This is a genomic window from Paenibacillus agilis (genome assembly GCF_007786455.1).
Lineage (GTDB): Bacteria > Bacillota > Bacilli > Paenibacillales > Paenibacillaceae > Paenibacillus_B > Paenibacillus_B agilis.
The window spans coordinates 1-19,119 of the sequence record NZ_VNJK01000004.1 but is presented as its reverse complement, the minus strand read 5'-3'; the positions used below and the strand labels follow the sequence as shown (position 1 = coordinate 19,119).

Below are 19,119 nucleotides of genomic sequence, written 5' to 3'. Positions count from 1 at the left end.
GTCTCACGTTATAGTGGTAACATCCTATATAACTAGCTATGCCTCATGAAGATGGCAGGACGCATAATGCTGTGGTGCAATTTCACGCCACACCGGCGTTTCTTTCCGGCATCGTTCCGTTGCATATGGACACCGCGATGCAAACGAACAGCCAACCGCCATGCTCAGCGGACTTGGAAGCTCGCCCTCCAAAATCGGAGGAGGCTGCATTTCCTGCTTCGGATCAGGATGCGGAATGGCCGCTAGCAGCGCTTGTGTATATGGATGCGCTGGTCGCTTATACAACTCATCACTTGGTGCAAGTTCTACCAGCTTGCCCATGTACATAACGCCAATCCGATTCGAAATATGGCGCACCATCGACAAATCATGGGCAATAAACAAATACGTTAAGCCCAGTTCCGCTTGGAGATCCTCCAGCATATTTACAACCTGCGCCTGCACCGATACATCCAATGCCGATATCGGCTCATCACACATCACGAACTCTGGCTGCACCGAGAGGGCGCGTGCAATACTTATACGCTGCCGCTGCCCGCCACTGAACTCATGCGGATATCGGTTCGCATGTTCTGCCTTCATGCCAACCTTGTCGAGAAGAGCGAGTACACGGTCGCGCTGTTCAGCCTTCGTCCCTTGCCGATGAATGTCCATCGGTTCGCTAATCAGCTGTGCCACATTCATACCTGGATTCAAAGAAGAATACGGGTCCTGAAAAATCGTCTGCATCCGCTTGCGGAACGGCTTCAATTGTCGCTCATTCATTCTCGCTACATTATGTCCGTCGAACCAAATCTCCCCGTCCGTCACATCATGTAAACGAACAATACTGCGCCCAGTTGTCGACTTGCCGCAGCCCGACTCACCTACCAAACCGAACGTCTCTCCACGATGAATCGTGAAGCTAACATCATCGACCGCTCTTACGACTTGCTGTGAACGACCAAACAAGCTTTTTTTACCAGCATAATGTTTTTTAAGCCCTTTTACTTCAATTAACACATCTTTGGAATTATTCGTGCTCATGTCCACCGACCTCCTCGTGCACAGCCGTCTCATCGGTTACACCCAGCGCAATTTTTATACTTGTTCCACTTCCATTTGCCAAACGGTCTCCAACTGATGCTTCTTCCTGACCAGCATACCAGCACAAGGCACGATGGGATGGCCCCGCTTCTACGTATAGCGGAAGCTCGTGGCAGCGTTCCGTGGCAACTGCACAGCGTTCCATAAATGGACAACCAGTAGGTGGATGCAGCAAGTCTGGCGGCGAACCGTCAATCGCCATTAGCCGTTCCCGCTCACCTTCCTGTACACGCGGGATCGAACGAAGCAGCCCTTTCGTGTAAGGATGCTGTGGACGCTCGAAAATATCTTCGACCGTGCCTTCCTCCATAATGAGGCCACCGTACATGACGATGATTCTCGTACATACTTGTGCTACGACACCCAAATCGTGTGTAATCAACAAAATTGAAGTTTTCGTTGTATCACTCAAACGCTTCATCAAGCTTAAAATTTGAGCTTGGATCGTTACATCCAATGCCGTCGTAGGCTCATCGGCAATTAGCAAATCCGGTTCACATGACAGAGCCATCGCGATCATGACACGCTGCCTCATCCCGCCGCTGAACTCATGCGGATATTGATCGATACGCTTCTCAGGTGAAGTGATGCCCACTTGCCGCAGCAATTCAATCGCCTTCTGGCGAGCTTCTGCTCGACTAAGTTTGCGATGGCGGCGAAGCACTTCCACCAGCTGCGTTCCAATCTTAACAACTGGGTTCAACGCCGTCATCGGATCTTGTGAGATCATCGCAATTTGATTGCCTCGCACTTCACGCAGGCGCCGCTCAGACATTTTCAGCATATCTTCCCCGCGGAATTGTACAACTCCTCCCTTAATGACACCAGGCGAAGGAATCAATCGCAAAATGGATTTTGCAGTAATCGTCTTTCCGCTTCCGGATTCACCGACTATGCCGACGATATCCCCTTCACGCACCGTGAAGCTGACTCCACGAACCGACTGGACTTCACCAGCTTGCGTATGAAACGATGTTTGTAATTGTTGAACAGCTAACAATGGTTCAGTCATAGGACTCACCCCGTAGTCTTATATCGTCTTCTTCCATAAAATACATCTTCTATTATCAAAAGCTAACATCAAAAATTTTATATAATAAAAAACTTCATTTCTTTTCATCCAACTCACAATAACTGCTGCAAACACTTCTGCGAACCACTCAGATAATTTTCAAAAAAACTCTTGAATCCTTAAGTCATCCTAAAACTTGTGCTATGTCTAACCTATTTGCGGTTTGCTTTTGGTTCAAACGCTGTTCGCAATACATCCCCTAGGAAGTTGAACGACAGTACCGTCAACAATATCAAGAAACCTGGGAACAACGCCATATAAGGCGCATCTCCGATATATCCTTGCGCACTGTTCAACATACTTCCCCAAGATGAATTCGGCGGTTGAATCCCTAGCCCAAGGAAGCTGAGTGATGATTCCATCATAATGGAAGAAGCAATCGAGATCGTCGCCGCCACAATAATCGTTGGCATCATGCTCGGCACAATATGCTTCACAATGATGTTAAATGTACTTTGACCTGACACACGCGCGTACAAGACATATTCCCGCTCCTTCACAGACAGCGTTTCAGCCCGTACAATACGCGCAATATTCATCCAACTGAGCATCCCGATAATGACGATAATCGTCGTAATGCCCGGCTTCAAATACGCATTCAAAATAAGCATTAAGAAAAAGGACGGGATCGACATCAACACATCGACCATACGCATCAGCACATTATCTACCCAGCCGCCAAAATAACCACTAATCGTTCCTACGGTTGTGCCAATCCCCACCGCAATAATCATGGAGAGGAATCCAACACTAAGGGAAACACGACCACCATACAAGGCACGAGATAAATAATCTCGTCCGTGATCATCAGTGCCGAACCAATGTGTCGCGCTTGGCGATTGCAACCTTTCCGTTACGACCAGCTTGTTCGGATCATACGGGGACAAAAAGGCAAATATCGAAGCCAAGGTGAACACAAGCAGCACAACGAGTGCTGCGATAGCCAATTTCTGATGTTTAAACTGTGCAACCACTTGGCGCAACTTCAGTGCATTCATTTTTGCTCACCTCATTACTTCATCGTTTTAATTCGTGGATCGACGATCCCATACAAAATATCCGCCAGCAAATTCCCGATCACAAGCATCACTGACGATATCATCGTAATCCCCATAATGACGGGGTAATCGAGTGCAAATACGGATGTAATTCCTAATGCACCCATGCCTGGCCACGAGAATACCGATTCTGTAATGAACGCGCCCGCTATTAATTCTGGGAATGACATTCCGAAAATGGTGATGACAGGCAGCAGCGTATTTTTAAGCACATGTCGTACCAATACCGTACCTGTAGTTGATCCATACGCATACTGAATTTGTACGTAATCTTCCTCAAGCTGACTAATCGTCTGTGAACGAATGTACCGCATATACACAGAAACGTTCATAAATACGAGTACCGTGCATGGTAAAATACCATGCTTCACAACATCCAAGAACGAATTCACCCCGATTGTCCGCATCCCCATGCTCGGCAGCCATTGCAGCTTAACCGCGAATAAATAAATAAGCATAATACCGAACCAGAAGCTCGGAATCGAAATCCCGATGTATGAAATCAGGCTTAGCACCTTGTCTGCAGCCTTATTTTTACGAGCAGCCGCATACATACTTAATGGTACAGAGATGAGTAATGACAAAAAGAGAGCTGATCCCATCAAACCAATAGTCGCAGGGAGACGCTCCATAATGAGTGTCAACACAGGACGATGGTTTACTAAGGAGTAGCCCCAATCACCTGATAACATGTTTACAAGCCAATGCCAATATTGCACATAAATAGGCTGATCCAGCCCCATGTTCTGACGGATACGCTCCACATCTTCTGGACTCATATCAGGAGTAACGAACGAGCTTACTGGATCACCAGGAGCAAGTTTAATGAGTGCAAAAGATACGATCGAAATGACGATCAAGAGCGGTATCGCCTGTAAAATACGCCGTAAAATATATTTGTGCACAGGGAGTTCCCTCCATAAGGGAGCGCCGGCAAAATTGCCAGCGCTCATCATTGTGTTAGTTCAATTGTTGAGAATGATATTAACTCAATTCGTTTGAATTACTACTACTGTTGAATAAATACTTTGGACAAGTCTTCGAACATAACGACTGGCTTCGGACCAGCTTCTTGCAATCCGCCAAATTTCTTATCAACTGCAATAATCGCATTGTCATAAGCAATTGGATAAATCGTCATTTCATTCGCTACAGTTTGTTGAATTTGCTTGTAAAGTTCTCCGCGCTTCGCTGGATCCATCTCTACAGCTGCTTGGTTCCACAAAGCATCGAACTCTGGATTTTTGTAATGTGAATAGTTATAAGCTGCATCACTCAAGTACAAGGACTTATAACCATCTGGCTCATGCCCCATAATGTAACCACCAAAGGATAAATCATATGCCGTATTGTTCATATCCAAGGACATGTTGCCAAACGCTCCTGAATCCAAGGCCATCAATTCTACGGTAATACCGATCTCCCCTAACTTCTGCTGTACATACAACGCTTGTGTCTCATGAGCTTTGTTCGTATTTACGTAAGCTAGACGAAGCTTCAAGTTGCTCACTCCAGCTTGCGTTAGCAATTCTTTTGCACGGTCCACATTGTGCTCATACGTTTCTACTTCAGATGTATGGTACATCGTGTCTGGCGTGAAAATAGAAGCTGCTGGTTTCGCGAACTCTTCGGATAAATACGTTGCTGTAATCAGCTCTTTACGATCCAATGCATAAGCGATAGCTTGTCGAACTTCTTTCTTCTTCAAGACATCAACATTCAAGTTAAATGCCAAATAGTTAAGACGGCCTTCTGGGTACGTAACCATATTAAAACGATTCGTGCTGTTTAACTTGTTGTGATCAACCGCATCAATTTTGCGCATTTGCAATTCACCATTTTGCAAAGCCATATTAGCCGCATTTGGATCTTTTGCAATACGATACGTCACTGTATCCAGCTTAGGCTTGCCTGCAAAATAGTTATCGAAACGCTCAAGCGTTACATACTCACCAGCACGATATTCTTTAAATTTGAAAGGACCAGAACCGATTGGCTTTTCATTTTTCTTGCTCTTCTCTAGGTCTGCTTCTCCCTCAAAAACATGCTTCGGAATCGGAATGAATCCAGCCAACACGCCTTCAAATGCAGCAGATGCTTGCGGAAGCTTGAACTCTACTGTCAGTTCATCTACCTTTTTTACTTGCAGTGGCGTTCCATTGAAAATAAAGTTCGCACGGTCAGAGCTGTGCTGTTTTTCATCGAGTACACTTTCCATTGTGAATACTACATCGTCCGCAGTTATTGGCTTACCATCATGCCAAGTCAATCCTTTGCGCAGCTTTAACGTATACGTTAAGTTGTCGGCAGACGGTGTCAGGCTTTCAGCCAACACGAACTTTTTCTCACCATTGTTGTACGTATATAAATGCGAGAACAATGACTGATTAATCGTCAATGTTACACGGTCACCTGCATACACAGGATTCAATACCCGTGGATCTTCCTGCACGGCTACGATTAATTGGCCTCCAGCTTGTGCTTGACCAGTAGTAGTTGCAGTTGGAGAGTTGCTCGCAGGTGCACTTCCACCGCATGCAGTAACGATTACAGTTACTAATGTTAATAACGCTGTTAACGATAACAATTTCTTCTTCATTGCGTTTCCCCTCTCCAGATAAAAAATGAACGCATACGTTCATCAATTCCATTCAATTACAGCTCAGCTATATGTTAAAATTAACTAAGCCCTCGTTAAAAATAAGTATATCAAGGTTTTGAAAAATGACAAGGATTTTTTCCTAGTTATTCGATAGGAATTAAAGTTTTGTGAATTTTTACATAGCATGCTATATTGTTCACATGTTTACCTGTACGAATAGAAAGCGTAAACTGCACACTGTGTCTCTTCCACTGCCTACATCCAAATAGCTATAACTTTCTTTACTCTTTTCCACCTTAACTGCTGCCGTATAGCGAACTGGTAGAACTGGTCTGGTCCCCCCTCCCGCTCTTCTTTCTTCTAGATGAATCACCTGCAACTTTCATTTTCGCGTATATATGCAAAAACACCCCCTGCGAACATCCGCAGGGGGTGAAAAGTAACTATGGGCTTATTTACCGATCAAGAGCGCTCGTGCTGGAGCAGCTTCAATGCCTGTCAGCTTCAATGGTGCAATGACCATGAAGTATGTGCCTTGCTCTACCTCTTTAAGGCGCAAACCTTCAACAATAATTACGTTATTGTTGAACAACGGACGATGTGTCGTATATTCAGGCTGTGCACGCTCGATACCAAGACCGTCTGTACCAACACCTGTTACGCCTAGCTCAATCAAGTACTGCGCGCCATCTTCAGCAAGATAAACGAACTCGAAATCAAACTCTTCGGACAAGGAGTTGCGAGTTTTCAACAATACCCAGTCGCCACGCTGAAGCCCAAACGGCTCCAAATCCTTACGACCAATACCGCCTTCTACGTGTGTTAAATCAACAACACGCGCATTACCAACCAGCTTGTCCAAGCCGATCGTTTCAATCGTTTCACCGTTCTCAATCATGTGAAGCGGTGCATCGACATGCGTACCGCAATGCACATCAATATCAATGCGAGACTCGTAAGCTTTTGCATTCGAGAAATTTTGCACGTTACGAATAATCGGCTTTTTCTCTTCTTTGTTTTTGTATACTTGTACGTTCTCATCTATCGTCATGGAAATATCATAAATTTTAAACATCGTTAGTAACCTCCCCTGGTTGCTTATTTCCAAACAACCGTATCTTCTTCTTGCCCATTTACTGGCCACCAATGGAAGCCATCTTCAGCTAACAATTCATTAGCACGCTCTGGTCCCCATGAGCCTGCAGGATAGAAATGAAGGTCCTCGCTCGTATTTTTCCAAGCTTGAGCAATGCGATCTACGAACGCCCATGCCTCCGATACTTCATCCCATCGAGTGAAGTACGTAGAATCGCCGCGCGCTGCATCAAAGATCAGACGCTCATATGCCTCTGGCGTATTGATTCCAACAATGCTGCTCTGACAGAAGTCCATCGCAAGCGGCTGAACTCCACCTTCTGAGCCAGGCTTCTTCCCGTTGATTCGAACATAGATGCCTTCCATTGGATTAACGCGGATAACGAGCAAATTCGGCTCCAGATTATGCTTGGAGCTCAAATACACTCTAGATGGAATGCTCTTAAATTCTACAACAACTTCCGTTGTCTTTACTGGCAAACGCTTGCCTGTACGGATATAGAACGGCACTCCTGCCCAGCGGAAATTATCTACATAGACGCGAGCACCCAAATAAGTTTCCGTTGTCGACTCTGGATTTACTTTGTCTTCTTCACGATAACCTGGCAAGTCTTTGCCTTTCAATGATCCAGCAGAATATTGTCCACGGACAACATTGCCAACTACCTCTTCATCAGACTCGTAGGTCCGCAAGGAACGAAGAACTTTCACCTTTTCATCCCGAATATCTTCAGGATGCAAGCGGCTTGGCGGTTCCATCGCAATCATTGTGAGCATTTGCAGCATATGGTTCTGAGCCATATCTCGCAATGCACCCGCTTGATCGTAATAGCCTCCACGCTCTTCAACACCAACCGTTTCGGATAACGAAATTTGCACATTAGCAATATGTTTGTTGTTCCACAAAGGCTCAAAGAACGCATTAGCGAAACGAATCACTTCAATATTTTGAACCATCTCTTTGCCTAGATAGTGATCAATACGATAAATTTGATCTTCATTAAACACAGAACGAAGCTCTTCATTCAATTGTTTAGCAGATTCCAAATCATATCCAAAAGGCTTTTCAATCACAAGTCGTGACCAACCTTTCGTATCCAACAAGCCACCGTCACGCAAATTGTATGACACTGCACCAAACAGCTCTGGTGCCAATGCTAAGTAGAACAGACGATTGCCAGGGATATGGAATTCATGCTCCAACTGTTGGGAGTGCTGCTGCAATTCACGGAATCCATCAACATTGTTAATGTCGAGTGGTTTATATTCGAAATGCTTGGCAAACTCATTCCAATCTTCATCCTGCTGTACATCATAGCGACAAAACTCATCAATTGCTGCACGTACATCCTCACGGAATTGCTCTTGCGTACGAGGACGGCGAGCTAAACCAACAACAGCAAAGTTCTTACCAAGCTTGTCCTCACGGTACAAGCTGTAAATGGCAGGGAACAGCTTCCGGCGGGCCAAATCACCTGTAGCGCCGAAAATATAAAATATAGCACCTTCAGCCAGCATGGTCTCTTGATTGTTCATCTCTGTCATCTCTCTCCATTCCTTAACACTCGTGTATGTAAACCTTCTGTTAAATTCGAATGTGATGCCATTTTAGCATATAACATTCATCTATTCCATATTTCCTAGTATATCGACTTTAATAATTCACTTTAATATTCACCGGCAATTAATGGAGTACCTACCGTAAGTCTCGTTATCCCTTCGGCACGCAGCTCATGTACAGCCATTTGCAAATTAGCGACACCAGACTTCATCTTTATACCTTCCCCCATATAATCCGTCTCATACGATACACTGCGAGTACCATTGTCTTCATAATGATCTAGTGGCTTAACACGCCCAAGCAGCTGCATCTTTTGTGCCATCCGATCCCATACACCATCTAGCGTTCCCACTACCTTTGTGCGTATTTCACTATTCCATTGCACAGAGAAATTATTGGCTTGAAGCGCCTTATGCATATTTTCCCCTTCTGCTACAATATGATCCTTGCCGCTCAGCTCTACTCCGGTTAAGTGAATGGTAAAGTACAACCTTCCGTCTTGTTCAGCAAATACAAGTATTTCCCTTTCCCAATTTGGCCCTTGAAAAGTCGATCGCAGTACCTCCATTCCCCGCTCCTCTCTAGCAACGAATGGTGTTCTAACACGTATACTCTCTTTCCATTTCATTGCTTCTTGCTTCCAATCCGCAGCAGTAATCAGATAATTCCCCTGCATAATCATCTTCGTTTCAAAGCCTGCCCCACCGCTATATTGCGCAAGCTCCCACAGCTTGTTGACCCGCTCTGTAATAGAAAGTTGTGCAGCATCCCCAGCTTCGTTCAACTCTATATGGCCTGAATCATTGCTCAGCAGCACACTATCTTTTATACCGATTAGAACCATGATAGCGACCAGCATTACAATTACTCCACCACTTACTCCGAATGACCAGCTTGTTCGATTACTCATTCAGCTTCGCTCCTCCTTATTACATAGAAAATATAGATCTAGGTAATCGTCTATACACATTTACCTATCCCCGAATAAACTACCTTTGTACTGTATTTGAAAGGAGGAACTTTACATGTTACCGATTCAGGTGGAAGAAAATGAAATAAAAAAGTTTTGTGGACGGCCCGTTTGCGTCGTTACAAAAGACGGCAGGCGTTATATGGGACGACTTAGCTCTTGTGAAGAAGGCAAATTGATCTTAAACGACAACCCATATCATGCTCAATCTCACAGCAATATCCCTATCCTGACGGCCCCCCAAACGAAAGCGAAATCCGATCATACACATAAAAAGAATATGAGCCTTTCACATAAAAAGAAAAGAGCAAAAGGAAAAACTGCATTAGAAGCTGACTTTCATCCTAATTCTGATAATCAAGTTGTTAATCCCTATGACGGTAACCCGTATGGTGATCCATATCCTAATAATTACCCCGGACTAGAACCTGGAGGATTCCCTCCACCTTATCCCTATCCTCCATATTGAGGAGCATTTGGATTTGACTTAGCTGCCATTGCGTTCCTGTTTCTTCTATTTTTATAATGAATCTGCAATATGTACATTCAGCCGTCAAAAGAAGCTGCAGCAATAGAACAGCCCGACGGCATTATGTCGTCGGGCTGTTCATTATGTCATTATTCAGCTAATCCATTCTTATATGCGTATATCGCTGCTTGCGTGCGATCTTCTACTTCCAGCTTAGCTAAAATATTCGTTACATGGAACTTAACGGTCTTTACGCCTATAAAGAGCTCGTCAGCAATATCTTGATTCGATTTGCCTTGGGAAAGCAATCGCATTACTTCCATCTCACGATCCGTCAACTGCTCATGAGCAGCTTGCGCTTGCTTAGGCTGGCGGAAACGATTCATCATCTTGGAGGCCACTTGCGATTCAAGTACAGATTGACCACGTGCTGCTGCTCGAATCGCATCCGCAACCTCGTTTGCACGCGACGTCTTCAACAAATAGCTGAATGCCCCTGCTTCAATTACGGGATACATCTTCTCATCATCAAGATAACTAGTAAGCACAATTACTTTGCAGTCAGGATATAACTGCAGCAGCTTGCGCGTCGTCTCAATACCATCCATACCATCCATAACTAAGTCCATCAGTACGACATCTGGCTTATACTCTTGGGCTAAGCGTATACCATCCATACCGTTACCCGCTTCACCGACGACCTCAATCCCGTCTTCCGTGCTTAATACAGCAGCTAAGCCTATACGCACCATTTCATGATCATCCACCAATAGAACCCGAATGTTCTCTGATCTCTCCATATCCGTCGTCTCCATCGCCATCTTCTTCAATGTCCTCCTTCCAAATCGAATTATCCGTCACAACGGGTACACGAATCTCAATTCTAGTTCCTTTGCTCGGTGCAGTAACGAACTGTATAGACCCACCGACCTCATGGACTCTTTCTTGCATGGTCCTTAAACCGTAACTGGTTTGCTTCGAATCCTGCCAATCAAAACCTACACCATTGTCTCGAATCATTAAACGCACATGGTCTTCACGATTCTGTATTCGAATCTCCATACGTTCTGCCTTAGAATGACGAAGCGTATTAGACATTGCTTCTTGGATAATACGGAACAGATGGTTCTCTACACCTTTTAGGAGACGAATATCATCATCCACTTCACATTGAATTTCGATCGGAACCTTCATTTGCAGCTCACGGACCAGTTCCTGAACACCCTGGATAAGTCCTTTACCTTCCAAATGCACTGGCCGTAAATGCAGCAGCAAAGCTCTCATCTCTGATTGAGCTACGGAAGCCATCTCTTCAATCAATTCAACTTGACGCTCAGCGCGATCAAAGTCGCGGTTAAGTGTACGCTTTACAGCTGTCGCTGTCATAGATATCGCGAATAACTGCTGACTAACGGCATCATGCAGCTCCCGCGCCAATCGTTGGCGCTCTTCAATAATAGCTGTTATACGTGCTTGTTCGGCAAGCTGAGCATTATTCGTAGATAATCGCTGTAAAGAAGTAACTTGCTCTTCCCAACGTTCACTTACTCTTCCCAACTGCTCAGCCAACTGCCCAAGCTCGTCTGTCCCTAACTGAGGTATAGGGCGGGATAAGTTTCCCTTTTCTAAGAGCACCATTGATTCGCGCAGCAACTCAATTCTTCGTTTTGTCTTATAACCTTGATAGAAAGCAAACAGGATCGTTACTACGCACACAGCGAACAGCGTCCATAATGTCGCAATTACGCCTTCCATCCACGTTTCAAATGGTCTTACATATCCTGCTGACTGCAGCATATAAACAATAATAAAAAATAAAGCAACGGAAAAGAGAAGTGTCTCCCCGATCGTGCGGAAGACCATGTTTCCTGATTTTTTAGGGTGCATAGCGACCTTCTCTCCCTTCTATCCTACCCTATTATTTTAATGGATACGAATATCAATGTCTCCTACGATGTAAGACAAGTTCAACTTAACCTTCTGTTCCGTTAATTCATAGTGTGGGGAACGCCATGTCCATTTATTGAAGAAGCCCGTTTCTTTGTCATGTTCTACATCGATATGGCCAAATAGAACGGTTGCCTCGATCTCAACGCCAATGTGATCTGGAATCGTAATGTCTACATCCCCCATAACCCCTTGGAAAAACAGGGGGGTTTCAGGCTCATCCAACATCGCTAACGATAAGTCGATATCACTTTCCCCAATCACATGCCACAAGCTCTGGCTTTGTAAATGAAACGGTACACGATCCCATTTTAAGCTGCTAGCAAAACTATGCCGCTTCATCATTTGCTCATGTCGCTGCACAGCACGCATTCTAAAGTAAAATACGCCTAATGACAGAAGAACAATGCCTATAAACAGCGCCAGATGCTCAAGAAGCAAAATGGCTCCACCGATAGCGATTAACGTATAGCCAATCTTCACATCCATCGTTCTTACCTTGCGCACTCCAAATATAATCATAACGAGAGCTAAAAACGTTCCGAAGGTAAGAAACTTGCCAATAAGAATGATAATCCCCGCGAAGATGAGCACATAAGCTAGTATTCGATTGTCTGTTTTCATGCCGCACCTCCTGTCATCAATAGTCGGCTTTTTCTGTAACGGCACGAATGGCGATGCATGCTGCATCGCCATTCAGTCTAATTACTACAATATCATATATTTTAAATGAAGCGAATACGTTTATTCCTTTTTACCAAGCTTTTGTTTAAGAGCAGCTAGTTGCTCTTCTACTGCTAAGTCTTTAGCTGGGTCAACTGGCGGCTGATAAGAACCAGCACCTTGATAAGAACCGTAAGGAACACGCATTACTTCTGCTTCTGCTTCCAATTGCATAATCTTCTCTTCCATACGGTGGAAGCCGCGAGATGCGCCACCTGCTTCAATTGTATGCAAGGAGCTGATGGAGTTCATTTGCTTGCGAGCTTTTGCCATTTGTGCACGTGCTGCAAGCTCATTACGCTTATTGCGAAGCTTGTAGAACTCATCTTTCATTGTGTGCAATTGGTGCATAAGTTCTTGTGCTTGAGACTGTGCCTGTGCATGCAAGTCACCGAACTCATTCACTTTTTGATCGTAGTACAATTTTTCTTCAAGCAGCTTGCGAGCTACTTCTTCTTGACCAGCCTGCAATGCGCGACCAGCTTGTGTCTCACGGTCTGCAGAAATACGAAGTGCTTCATCATAGCGGTGCTTAATACGGCGTTCATTTGCCATTTGCTTTGCAACTGTTACCTCTGCTTGATGAATCTCCAATTCCATATCACGCAGGTATTGATTCAACATCATTACCGGATCTTCTACCTTATCTAACACTTCATGTACCGATGCTTTAGTCATGTCTTTAATACGTTTAAATACTCCCATTTTACTTGTCCCCTTTCTCGTAACGAGCTAAGCGCTCTTTCAATTGTTCGATTTCACGTTTCATTGCTTTCTTTTCGATGTCTTCCATCATAGAATCTACGGAAGAACGATTCATTCCACTTTGGTTGGACTGATTATAAGATTGTCCTGCAAATTCATTGCCATTGCGGTAACCGTTTGGTTGCTGTGCACCATAGCCACTAGAGAAATCTCCACCTGGCGTATAGGTACGATTGTTATTGTTATAGTTATTAGGCTCATAATAGCCATGTGGACCTTGATTTCCATATGGTCCATAAGGATTTTTAGGCTCCTTTGGAACAACGAGTGCTACTAGGAAATAAGCTAGTAACAACGTTCCTCCGGAGAAAACCACACCTAGTACGAACAAGATTCGTATAAAGGATGCATCAAATCCGAAATACTCGGACAAGCCTCCACATAGTCCGCACAATTTAGAATCGCGTGCAGAGCGATAAAATTTCTTTTGCATACCTTACTCACTCCTTCGAGGTGTTCAACTTCTGCTTCAAGCGCTGCAGTTCCTGATCCAGCTTCGACTCGCGCTCAAAGCCCCCGTTGTATCCGCCATTCGTTCCGCGAACATCACGGATACTGTTTGTTTCCCATTCCATATCATTTACGCGATCTTCCAAGCGGCGGAACATGCCGTTCACTTGTTGATGACCGTATTGTCCTATACGCTCATTCATACGCTGTTGCAAATGAATGGTTTGCATACGAGCAATGTAGATTTGTCGCTTATCATATGCAGATTGGAATTCATTCTTAAGTGCTTGCAGTTGAGCTTCTAATTCCAAAATAGCCTGCTTGCTCTTTTCATACAGTTCCGTATAGTGAATGACTTTCTCTTCATGCATCATCTTCTCTTGCAAAGCGAGCTTGGCAGCAAGTTCTTCGCCAGCCTTCAATGCCATCAAAGCCTGTTGTTCACGGCGTTCACGCAACTCCTCTGCTTGATTGAGTTGGCGCTTCATTTGATTCGCATGAACTAAGTATTGGTGGTATAACCGTTCTGCTTCCTCTATCTCATGCCGAGTTTTCAAGAGAAAGCTATCAATAACGCGAATCGGGTCTTCAGAACGTTCTAGATGGTCATTCAACGTCGCCAATGTAATATCCCGTACTCGCTGAAATATATTACTCATGCACTGGGTACCTCCTTTGTGCTAGTTGTAAGGTTACTGTCATGGTGTGAGTTAATAATGGTAGTTGCGTCGATCTTTTAGCATCTTTACACCAAATCCAATCATCGCGATTGCGATAATTAAACCGATGAGCCAAGCGAATTCGCCAATTAAGGAGAAGGCACCGATAATAATAAACAACCCACCGAAGAATCGATTGCCGGCTTTCACACCATAATAACCAAGAGCGATCAATGCGATAGGAATTAAGTACTCCATCAATCCGCCAAGCAACCATCCTAGCTTACTTAGCAAGATAATTCCTCCGATACCTATCAGAAGCAGGGCTATCGTGTTTCCTTTTCTCTCCACGCTGTTCGTCACCACCTTTCTGTGTCGTTTGCTTATGTCTTTATTTTAGGCTGTTTGCCAACGATTCAAAACAGGCTGAGGACGGTATTTGCACCTAGACTCAAGTCGAGGAACCTCACCAACCTACGATAGGCTCTTCTCCCAAACCTAGTTACAGCCCTGTCGGCAAGGCTACCTTCAGGGCCGCTTACAACTACTATAAACCTTACATTTCACTTCCTAGCCCGTCTATCCACTTATCCATGTACTGCTTATTCCTTATTCTTTAGTCCTTAGACATTAGAACTGTCCTCAGAAGTAACAACGATATTTGTGTCAGGCAGCTTAGATTGCTGTATGTGCTGCTTGAATAGTCCATTCTCAGCAGCAGGCCCATCTGTTAGACGCTTTACTATTTTCTCAAGATCGAGCCCAGATACATCTTTGAGCATTTGTGGAGCTGTAGCCATAAGCTCAGTAACATAGTTACTAACGCGTGCCGCCCCCTCTCCTTTGCCTGTGTCGACTACCGTCAGCTTATCAATCGCACGAATAGGCTCGGCGATTCGACCTGCCAATTCCGGTAGCATTTTCATCACAATATCTAATACAGCAGCTTCACCGAACTTCTCAAATGCTTCTGCTAATTTCTGCTTCGCCTCTGCTTCAGCGAGACCCCGTAAGCGAATAACTTCCGCTTCAGCTGTACCGCGTGCGCGTTCTGCATCTGCATGCGCCAAGCCATCCAAGCGCTTCTGTTCCGCTTGTGCCTTAGCTTCCGCTTCAATTCTGTACTGCAATGCATCCGCCTCAAGCACTTGGCGAGCCTTCTCAGCTTCCGCCGCCTGAACGACAGCATAACGTTCTGCATCCGCCTTCTTTTTCACTTCCGCATCGTACTGCTTTTCCCTACGCAAAATTTCTTTTGCTTCGAGATCGATTTCACGTTCTCTGCGCACAATTTCAACCTGCATCTGTTCTTCTACAACCGTTTGCTTGGAACGAGCCTCTTGAATATAATACGCCTGGTCCGCCTCTGCTTTAACGGTATCCTGCTCTCGTTTGAAAGCAGCAATCTTTAACTCTTTCTCTTTGGACGCCTCGGCAACATTTGTGTCACGCAGCAGTTCTGCCTTCATCCCTTGCTCATCAGCATTCGCCTTTTGAATACGTGCGTCCCTCACAGCTTCAGCCTCAGCAACTTCAGCATCACGCTTTACAGCTGCAATACGCGGCTTTCCTAATGCCTCTAAGTAGCCATGCTTATCCCTTACATCTTTTATCGTGAAGGAAACAATTTGTAGACCCATCTTCTTCAAATCCCTAGCAGCTACAGCTTGCACTTCTTGAGCAAACCGATCACGGTTACGGTACACTTCCTCTACCGTCATAGAACCGAGTATCGCTCTAAGATGTCCCTCTAACACTTCTTGCGCCTCGCTCTTCAGTGCTTCTGTTGGCTTACCTAAAAATTGCTCTGCCGCAGTCGCTATATCTTCTACAGAACCTCCCACCTTAATAATTGCCACAGCATCTGTTAGAACAGGAACTCCTTGTTCTGTATATACTTCAGGTGTAGTTACGTCCAGCTTATGAGACAATAATGATAGAAATTGTCCCTGTTGAAAAATAGGGATAATGAATGCTCCACCGCCACGAACAATTTTCATACTTCGTCCGGTTTCGTCCTTACTTACATTTTTAGTACCGAGATACGAACCCGTTACGATCATCGCTTCATCCGGGCCTACTGTTTTGTATCTAGCCCAGAAGGCTAAAGCAATAACGACAAGCACCCCTACTACGATAAGCGGAATGAGAAACACATCACTCATACAATCTCTCCTTTTTTCAATTATTGATAAACGACCTTGAGCGCTCATATTAAAAATGTACATAAATGACTCTACAAGCGCTGCAACTCCTCCATAGGCGAAACATAGGTCGTATGATCTCGAACGTCAATAATGACTACTTTCGTATTAGAAGGGATTTCAATGCCATCGAACGATGCCGCTATCTGATTGGTTGCACCTGTCTTGGAATAAATAATGATTTCTCCAAAACCTTGCGCTGGAATAGGAGTATGAACTTCTGCAATACTTCCGATAAGGTCACTCAGGGAAAAAGCAATAGAATGCTCACTCTTTTCCATCGATTTGATGTAAAAGAAGTACATAATGGTGGAGACCACAACTGCAGCGCATAAAGAAAGCACAAATATGAGCCATGGTAATAAATTCGAATAACGTGTGAGTAAAACACCAGTTGCGCCTAACGAGGTAAGCCCACCGAGTAGAACAGCAGGTTGTAAAAATGGAATATGTATAATTTCGCCGATTGCAGCATCCCATACATCTCCAAACAATAGTGTAATCGCGGCATAAATAATGCCTAGAATCAACAAACTCCAATATAGAACTTCCATAGCCTCACTCCTTCGTTATTTGAACTTAGGCAGCGGTACAGATTAGGTAGTAATATAAATATGAACAATACACCTTACAATACGAACCAACATAAGATAAGTTTCAAAATATGGAAGGGAATATGAAGAGGAAGACATACAAAAAAACTCTTGAGTTATCCTCAAGAGTTGAACTTGTTAAGTATGGTGCCGGTGAGAGGACTCGAACCTCCACGGTTTCCCTCACGATTTTGAGTCGCGCGCGTCTGCCATTCCGCCACACCGGCATATTTAATTTAATTGGCGCGCCCTAAGAGATTCGAACTCCTGACCTTTTGATTCGTAGTCAAACGCTCTATCCAGCTGAGCTAAGGGCGCTCAAGCACATAACAAGTAAAAATGGAGGCGCCACCCAGACTCGAACTGGGGGTAGAGCTTTTGCAGAGCTCTGCCTTACCACTTGGCTATGGCGCCTTATGGAGCGGAAAACGGGATTCGAACCCGCGACCCTCGCCTTGGCAAGGCGATACTCTACCACTGAGCTATTTCCGCATTTAATGGCTGGGGATATAGGATTTGAACCTATGCATGACGGAGTCAAAGTCCGTTGCCTTACCGCTTGGCTAATCCCCATTAGATAATTTGGGGCGACCGAGGGGAATTGAACCCCCGAATGCCGGATCCACAAACCGGTGCGTTAACCACTTCGCCACGATCGCCAAATTTCTAAAATATTCATTTTTCTTAAAAATACTCTGGCAGGGGCAGCAGGAATTGAACCCACACTAACGGTTTTGGAGACCGCTGTTCTACCTTTAAACTATGCCCCTATAATGGTGGAGGCTGATGGATTCGAACCACCGAACTCGTAGAGAGCAGATTTACAGTCTGCCGTGTTTAGCCACTTCACTAAGCCTCCATAATGGTGCCGGCGATAGGAGTCGAACCCACGACCTACTGATTACAAGTCAGCCGCTCTACCAACTGAGCTACACCGGCGTATTAAACTTTAATGGTGGTTCGGGACGGAATCGAACCGCCGACACGAGGATTTTCAGTCCTCTGCTCTACCGACTGAGCTACCGAACCTAATTTTTATCGTACATTTCAACCACTCGTCGTTAGTTAAAATGGCGGAGCTGACGGGATTCGAACCCGCGGTCTCCTGCGTGACAGGCAGGCATGTTAGGCCTCTACACCACAGCTCCACGATAAATGTAAAATTATTTGGTTGCGGGGGCAGGATTTGAACCTACGACCTTCGGGTTATGAGCCCGACGAGCTACCGGACTGCTCCACCCCGCGATATTTATGGTGGACGCTGACGGGATCGAACCGCCGACCCTCTGCTTGTAAGGCAGATGCTCTCCCAGCTGAGCTAAGCGTCCATGTTGTTTACTGGTTCATTTCCCAGCGACTCTTATATCATATCAAGATCCACTTTCGTTTTCAACCCTCAATTTTTACCAGTTTATTATAATGAAGGTGGTGACCCGTAGGGGATTCGAACCCCTGTTACCTCCGTGAAAGGGAGGTGTCTTAACCCCTTGACCAACGGGCCACATTCTGGCGGAGAGAGGGGGATTCGAACCCCCGAGACGCTTTTGGCGCCTACACGATTTCCAATCGTGCTCCTTCGACCAACTCGGACATCTCTCCATAATGGCTCCCCGAACAGGACTCGAACCTGTGACAACTCGATTAACAGTCGAGTGCTCTACCAACTGAGCTATCAGGGAATATTATATGTTACAAGGTTATACCTTGAAAACTGATCGCAAAGTGATTAAAACGCTTCTTGTATATTCATTAGGATAAGCCCTCGACCTATTAGTATTCGTCAGCTCCACACATTACTGTGCTTCCACCCCGAACCTATCAACCTCGTCGTCTTCAAGGGGTCTTACTAATTGGGAAATCTCATC

The 19,119-nt window shown here is 44.9% G+C and carries 18 protein-coding genes, 16 tRNA genes and 1 rRNA gene; 1 reads left to right on the top strand and 34 read right to left on the bottom strand.

Features of this window, described 5'->3' with window-relative positions; genetic code table 11:
• Nucleotides 1-36: 36 nt before the first annotated feature.
• The 8 genes from FPZ44_RS21380 to FPZ44_RS21345 all read right to left on the bottom strand — a co-directional run bounded on the left by FPZ44_RS21380 (nucleotide 37) and on the right by FPZ44_RS21345 (nucleotide 9,384).
• A complete protein-coding gene (locus FPZ44_RS21380; RefSeq protein WP_144993775.1) occupies nucleotides 37-1,026 on the bottom strand; it encodes an ABC transporter ATP-binding protein in 990 nt (329 codons plus the stop codon).
• Nucleotides 1,013-2,098, bottom strand: a complete 1,086-nt coding sequence (locus tag FPZ44_RS21375; protein WP_144993773.1) for an ABC transporter ATP-binding protein — start codon at nucleotides 2,096-2,098, stop codon at nucleotides 1,013-1,015. Before FPZ44_RS21375 ends, FPZ44_RS21380 begins: the two co-directional genes overlap by 14 nt.
• Before the next feature lie 212 nt (nucleotides 2,099-2,310).
• Nucleotides 2,311-3,156 carry an ABC transporter permease gene (locus FPZ44_RS21370; RefSeq protein WP_144993771.1) on the bottom strand — a complete coding sequence of 282 codons (846 nt, stop codon included), beginning with the start codon at nucleotides 3,154-3,156 and terminating at the stop codon, nucleotides 2,311-2,313.
• 14 nt (nucleotides 3,157-3,170) lie between these two features.
• Nucleotides 3,171-4,121 carry an ABC transporter permease gene (locus FPZ44_RS21365; RefSeq protein ID WP_144993769.1) on the bottom strand — a complete coding sequence of 317 codons (951 nt, stop codon included), beginning with the start codon at nucleotides 4,119-4,121 and terminating at the stop codon, nucleotides 3,171-3,173.
• A 104-nt stretch (nucleotides 4,122-4,225) separates the two neighbouring features.
• Nucleotides 4,226-5,815, bottom strand: a complete 1,590-nt coding sequence (locus FPZ44_RS21360) for an ABC transporter substrate-binding protein (protein ID WP_144993767.1) — start codon at nucleotides 5,813-5,815, stop codon at nucleotides 4,226-4,228.
• 454 nt (nucleotides 5,816-6,269) lie between these two features.
• The gene (locus FPZ44_RS21355; RefSeq protein WP_144993765.1) at nucleotides 6,270-6,893 is read right to left on the bottom strand and encodes a cyclase family protein; all 624 of its coding nucleotides are present in this window, start codon (nucleotides 6,891-6,893) and stop codon (nucleotides 6,270-6,272) included.
• A 23-nt stretch (nucleotides 6,894-6,916) separates the two neighbouring features.
• Nucleotides 6,917-8,458, bottom strand: coding sequence for a glucose-6-phosphate dehydrogenase (gene zwf / locus FPZ44_RS21350; protein ID WP_144993763.1), 1,542 nt, complete (start codon nucleotides 8,456-8,458; stop codon nucleotides 6,917-6,919).
• Nucleotides 8,459-8,580: 122 nt separating this feature from the next.
• A complete protein-coding gene (locus FPZ44_RS21345) occupies nucleotides 8,581-9,384 on the bottom strand; it encodes a YwmB family TATA-box binding protein (protein ID WP_144993761.1) in 804 nt (267 codons plus the stop codon).
• A 115-nt stretch (nucleotides 9,385-9,499) separates the two neighbouring features.
• Here FPZ44_RS21345 and FPZ44_RS21340 point away from each other — a divergent pair, with 115 nt between their 5' ends.
• Entirely contained in the window at nucleotides 9,500-9,913 is a 414-nt protein-coding gene (locus FPZ44_RS21340; RefSeq protein WP_144993759.1) for a hypothetical protein, read from the top strand.
• Between the two features lie 149 nt (nucleotides 9,914-10,062).
• On the opposite strand, the gene FPZ44_RS21335 is transcribed toward FPZ44_RS21340, so the two are convergent.
• The 26 genes from FPZ44_RS21335 to FPZ44_RS21210 all read right to left on the bottom strand — a co-directional run.
• Entirely contained in the window at nucleotides 10,063-10,713 is a 651-nt protein-coding gene (locus FPZ44_RS21335; protein WP_144994194.1) for a response regulator, read from the bottom strand.
• Nucleotides 10,673-11,800 (bottom strand): sensor histidine kinase, encoded by a 1,128-nt coding sequence (locus tag FPZ44_RS21330; protein WP_144993757.1) that lies wholly within the window; start codon nucleotides 11,798-11,800, stop codon nucleotides 10,673-10,675. The genes FPZ44_RS21335 and FPZ44_RS21330 overlap by 41 nt, the downstream gene beginning before the upstream one ends.
• Nucleotides 11,801-11,836: 36 nt before the next feature.
• Nucleotides 11,837-12,484, bottom strand: a complete 648-nt coding sequence (liaF, locus tag FPZ44_RS21325; protein WP_144993755.1) for a cell wall-active antibiotics response protein LiaF — start codon at nucleotides 12,482-12,484, stop codon at nucleotides 11,837-11,839.
• Nucleotides 12,485-12,604: 120 nt separating this feature from the next.
• Nucleotides 12,605-13,288: a PspA/IM30 family protein gene (locus FPZ44_RS21320; protein ID WP_144993753.1), complete on the bottom strand. Its 684-nt coding sequence runs from the start codon at nucleotides 13,286-13,288 to the stop codon at nucleotides 12,605-12,607.
• A 1-nt stretch (nucleotide 13,289) separates the two neighbouring features.
• Nucleotides 13,290-13,781: a PspC domain-containing protein gene (locus FPZ44_RS21315; protein ID WP_144993751.1), complete on the bottom strand. Its 492-nt coding sequence runs from the start codon at nucleotides 13,779-13,781 to the stop codon at nucleotides 13,290-13,292.
• Nucleotides 13,782-13,788: 7 nt separating this feature from the next.
• Nucleotides 13,789-14,457, bottom strand: a complete 669-nt coding sequence (locus tag FPZ44_RS21310; RefSeq protein ID WP_144993749.1) for a PspA/IM30 family protein — start codon at nucleotides 14,455-14,457, stop codon at nucleotides 13,789-13,791.
• 51 nt (nucleotides 14,458-14,508) lie between these two features.
• Nucleotides 14,509-14,808 carry a LiaF transmembrane domain-containing protein gene (locus FPZ44_RS21305; RefSeq protein WP_144993747.1) on the bottom strand — a complete coding sequence of 100 codons (300 nt, stop codon included), beginning with the start codon at nucleotides 14,806-14,808 and terminating at the stop codon, nucleotides 14,509-14,511.
• A 272-nt stretch (nucleotides 14,809-15,080) separates the two neighbouring features.
• Nucleotides 15,081-16,622, bottom strand: a complete 1,542-nt coding sequence (locus tag FPZ44_RS21300; protein ID WP_144993745.1) for a flotillin family protein — start codon at nucleotides 16,620-16,622, stop codon at nucleotides 15,081-15,083.
• Nucleotides 16,623-16,693: 71 nt separating this feature from the next.
• On the bottom strand, nucleotides 16,694-17,215 hold the full coding sequence (locus FPZ44_RS21295; protein ID WP_144993743.1) for an NfeD family membrane protein: 522 nt from the start codon (nucleotides 17,213-17,215) through the stop codon (nucleotides 16,694-16,696).
• Nucleotides 17,216-17,399: 184 nt separating this feature from the next.
• Nucleotides 17,400-17,481, bottom strand: a tRNA-Leu gene (locus FPZ44_RS21290).
• Between the two features lie 14 nt (nucleotides 17,482-17,495).
• Nucleotides 17,496-17,572, bottom strand: a tRNA-Arg gene (locus FPZ44_RS21285).
• Between the two features lie 22 nt (nucleotides 17,573-17,594).
• A tRNA-Cys gene (locus tag FPZ44_RS21280) sits at nucleotides 17,595-17,668 on the bottom strand.
• A gap of 3 nt (nucleotides 17,669-17,671) precedes the next feature.
• Nucleotides 17,672-17,746 (bottom strand) — tRNA-Gly (locus FPZ44_RS21275).
• A gap of 6 nt (nucleotides 17,747-17,752) precedes the next feature.
• A tRNA-Gln gene (locus FPZ44_RS21270) sits at nucleotides 17,753-17,827 on the bottom strand.
• A 10-nt stretch (nucleotides 17,828-17,837) separates the two neighbouring features.
• Nucleotides 17,838-17,913: transfer RNA gene (locus FPZ44_RS21265), tRNA-His, on the bottom strand.
• Nucleotides 17,914-17,950: 37 nt separating this feature from the next.
• Nucleotides 17,951-18,024: transfer RNA gene (locus FPZ44_RS21260), tRNA-Trp, on the bottom strand.
• 4 nt (nucleotides 18,025-18,028) lie between these two features.
• A tRNA-Tyr gene (locus tag FPZ44_RS21255) sits at nucleotides 18,029-18,113 on the bottom strand.
• Between the two features lie 4 nt (nucleotides 18,114-18,117).
• Nucleotides 18,118-18,193 (bottom strand) — tRNA-Thr (locus FPZ44_RS21250).
• A gap of 14 nt (nucleotides 18,194-18,207) precedes the next feature.
• Nucleotides 18,208-18,283 (bottom strand) — tRNA-Phe (locus FPZ44_RS21245).
• A gap of 42 nt (nucleotides 18,284-18,325) precedes the next feature.
• A tRNA-Asp gene (locus FPZ44_RS21240) sits at nucleotides 18,326-18,402 on the bottom strand.
• Nucleotides 18,403-18,422: 20 nt separating this feature from the next.
• Nucleotides 18,423-18,499: transfer RNA gene (locus FPZ44_RS21235), tRNA-Met, on the bottom strand.
• Nucleotides 18,500-18,506: 7 nt separating this feature from the next.
• A tRNA-Val gene (locus FPZ44_RS21230) sits at nucleotides 18,507-18,582 on the bottom strand.
• Nucleotides 18,583-18,680: 98 nt separating this feature from the next.
• Nucleotides 18,681-18,755 (bottom strand) — tRNA-Glu (locus FPZ44_RS21225).
• Nucleotides 18,756-18,761: 6 nt separating this feature from the next.
• A tRNA-Ser gene (locus FPZ44_RS21220) sits at nucleotides 18,762-18,853 on the bottom strand.
• A 4-nt stretch (nucleotides 18,854-18,857) separates the two neighbouring features.
• A tRNA-Asn gene (locus FPZ44_RS21215) sits at nucleotides 18,858-18,933 on the bottom strand.
• A 71-nt stretch (nucleotides 18,934-19,004) separates the two neighbouring features.
• A 23S ribosomal RNA gene (locus FPZ44_RS21210) occupies nucleotides 19,005-19,119 on the bottom strand; the annotation flags it as partial.

Excerpts from the sequence above, each read along its gene's own strand:
- FPZ44_RS21380 (WP_144993775.1), bottom strand. The coding sequence starts at position 1,026 with ATGAGCACGAATAATTCCAAAGATGTGTTAATTGAAGTAAAAGGGCTT.
- FPZ44_RS21375 (WP_144993773.1), bottom strand. The coding sequence starts at position 2,098 with ATGACTGAACCATTGTTAGCTGTTCAACAATTACAAACATCGTTTCAT.
- FPZ44_RS21370 (WP_144993771.1), bottom strand. The coding sequence starts at position 3,156 with ATGAATGCACTGAAGTTGCGCCAAGTGGTTGCACAGTTTAAACATCAG.
- FPZ44_RS21360 (WP_144993767.1), bottom strand. The coding sequence starts at position 5,815 with ATGAAGAAGAAATTGTTATCGTTAACAGCGTTATTAACATTAGTAACT.
- FPZ44_RS21355 (WP_144993765.1), bottom strand. The coding sequence starts at position 6,893 with ATGTTTAAAATTTATGATATTTCCATGACGATAGATGAGAACGTACAA.
- zwf (WP_144993763.1), bottom strand. The coding sequence starts at position 8,458 with ATGACAGAGATGAACAATCAAGAGACCATGCTGGCTGAAGGTGCTATA.
- FPZ44_RS21345 (WP_144993761.1), bottom strand. The coding sequence starts at position 9,384 with ATGAGTAATCGAACAAGCTGGTCATTCGGAGTAAGTGGTGGAGTAATT.
- FPZ44_RS21340 (WP_144993759.1), top strand. The coding sequence starts at position 9,500 with ATGTTACCGATTCAGGTGGAAGAAAATGAAATAAAAAAGTTTTGTGGA.
- FPZ44_RS21335 (WP_144994194.1), bottom strand. The coding sequence starts at position 10,713 with ATGGAGAGATCAGAGAACATTCGGGTTCTATTGGTGGATGATCATGAA.
- FPZ44_RS21330 (WP_144993757.1), bottom strand. The coding sequence starts at position 11,800 with ATGCACCCTAAAAAATCAGGAAACATGGTCTTCCGCACGATCGGGGAG.
- liaF (WP_144993755.1), bottom strand. The coding sequence starts at position 12,484 with ATGAAAACAGACAATCGAATACTAGCTTATGTGCTCATCTTCGCGGGG.
- FPZ44_RS21320 (WP_144993753.1), bottom strand. The coding sequence starts at position 13,288 with ATGGGAGTATTTAAACGTATTAAAGACATGACTAAAGCATCGGTACAT.
- FPZ44_RS21315 (WP_144993751.1), bottom strand. The coding sequence starts at position 13,781 with ATGCAAAAGAAATTTTATCGCTCTGCACGCGATTCTAAATTGTGCGGA.
- FPZ44_RS21310 (WP_144993749.1), bottom strand. The coding sequence starts at position 14,457 with ATGAGTAATATATTTCAGCGAGTACGGGATATTACATTGGCGACGTTG.
- FPZ44_RS21300 (WP_144993745.1), bottom strand. The coding sequence starts at position 16,622 with ATGAGTGATGTGTTTCTCATTCCGCTTATCGTAGTAGGGGTGCTTGTC.
- FPZ44_RS21295 (WP_144993743.1), bottom strand. The coding sequence starts at position 17,215 with ATGGAAGTTCTATATTGGAGTTTGTTGATTCTAGGCATTATTTATGCC.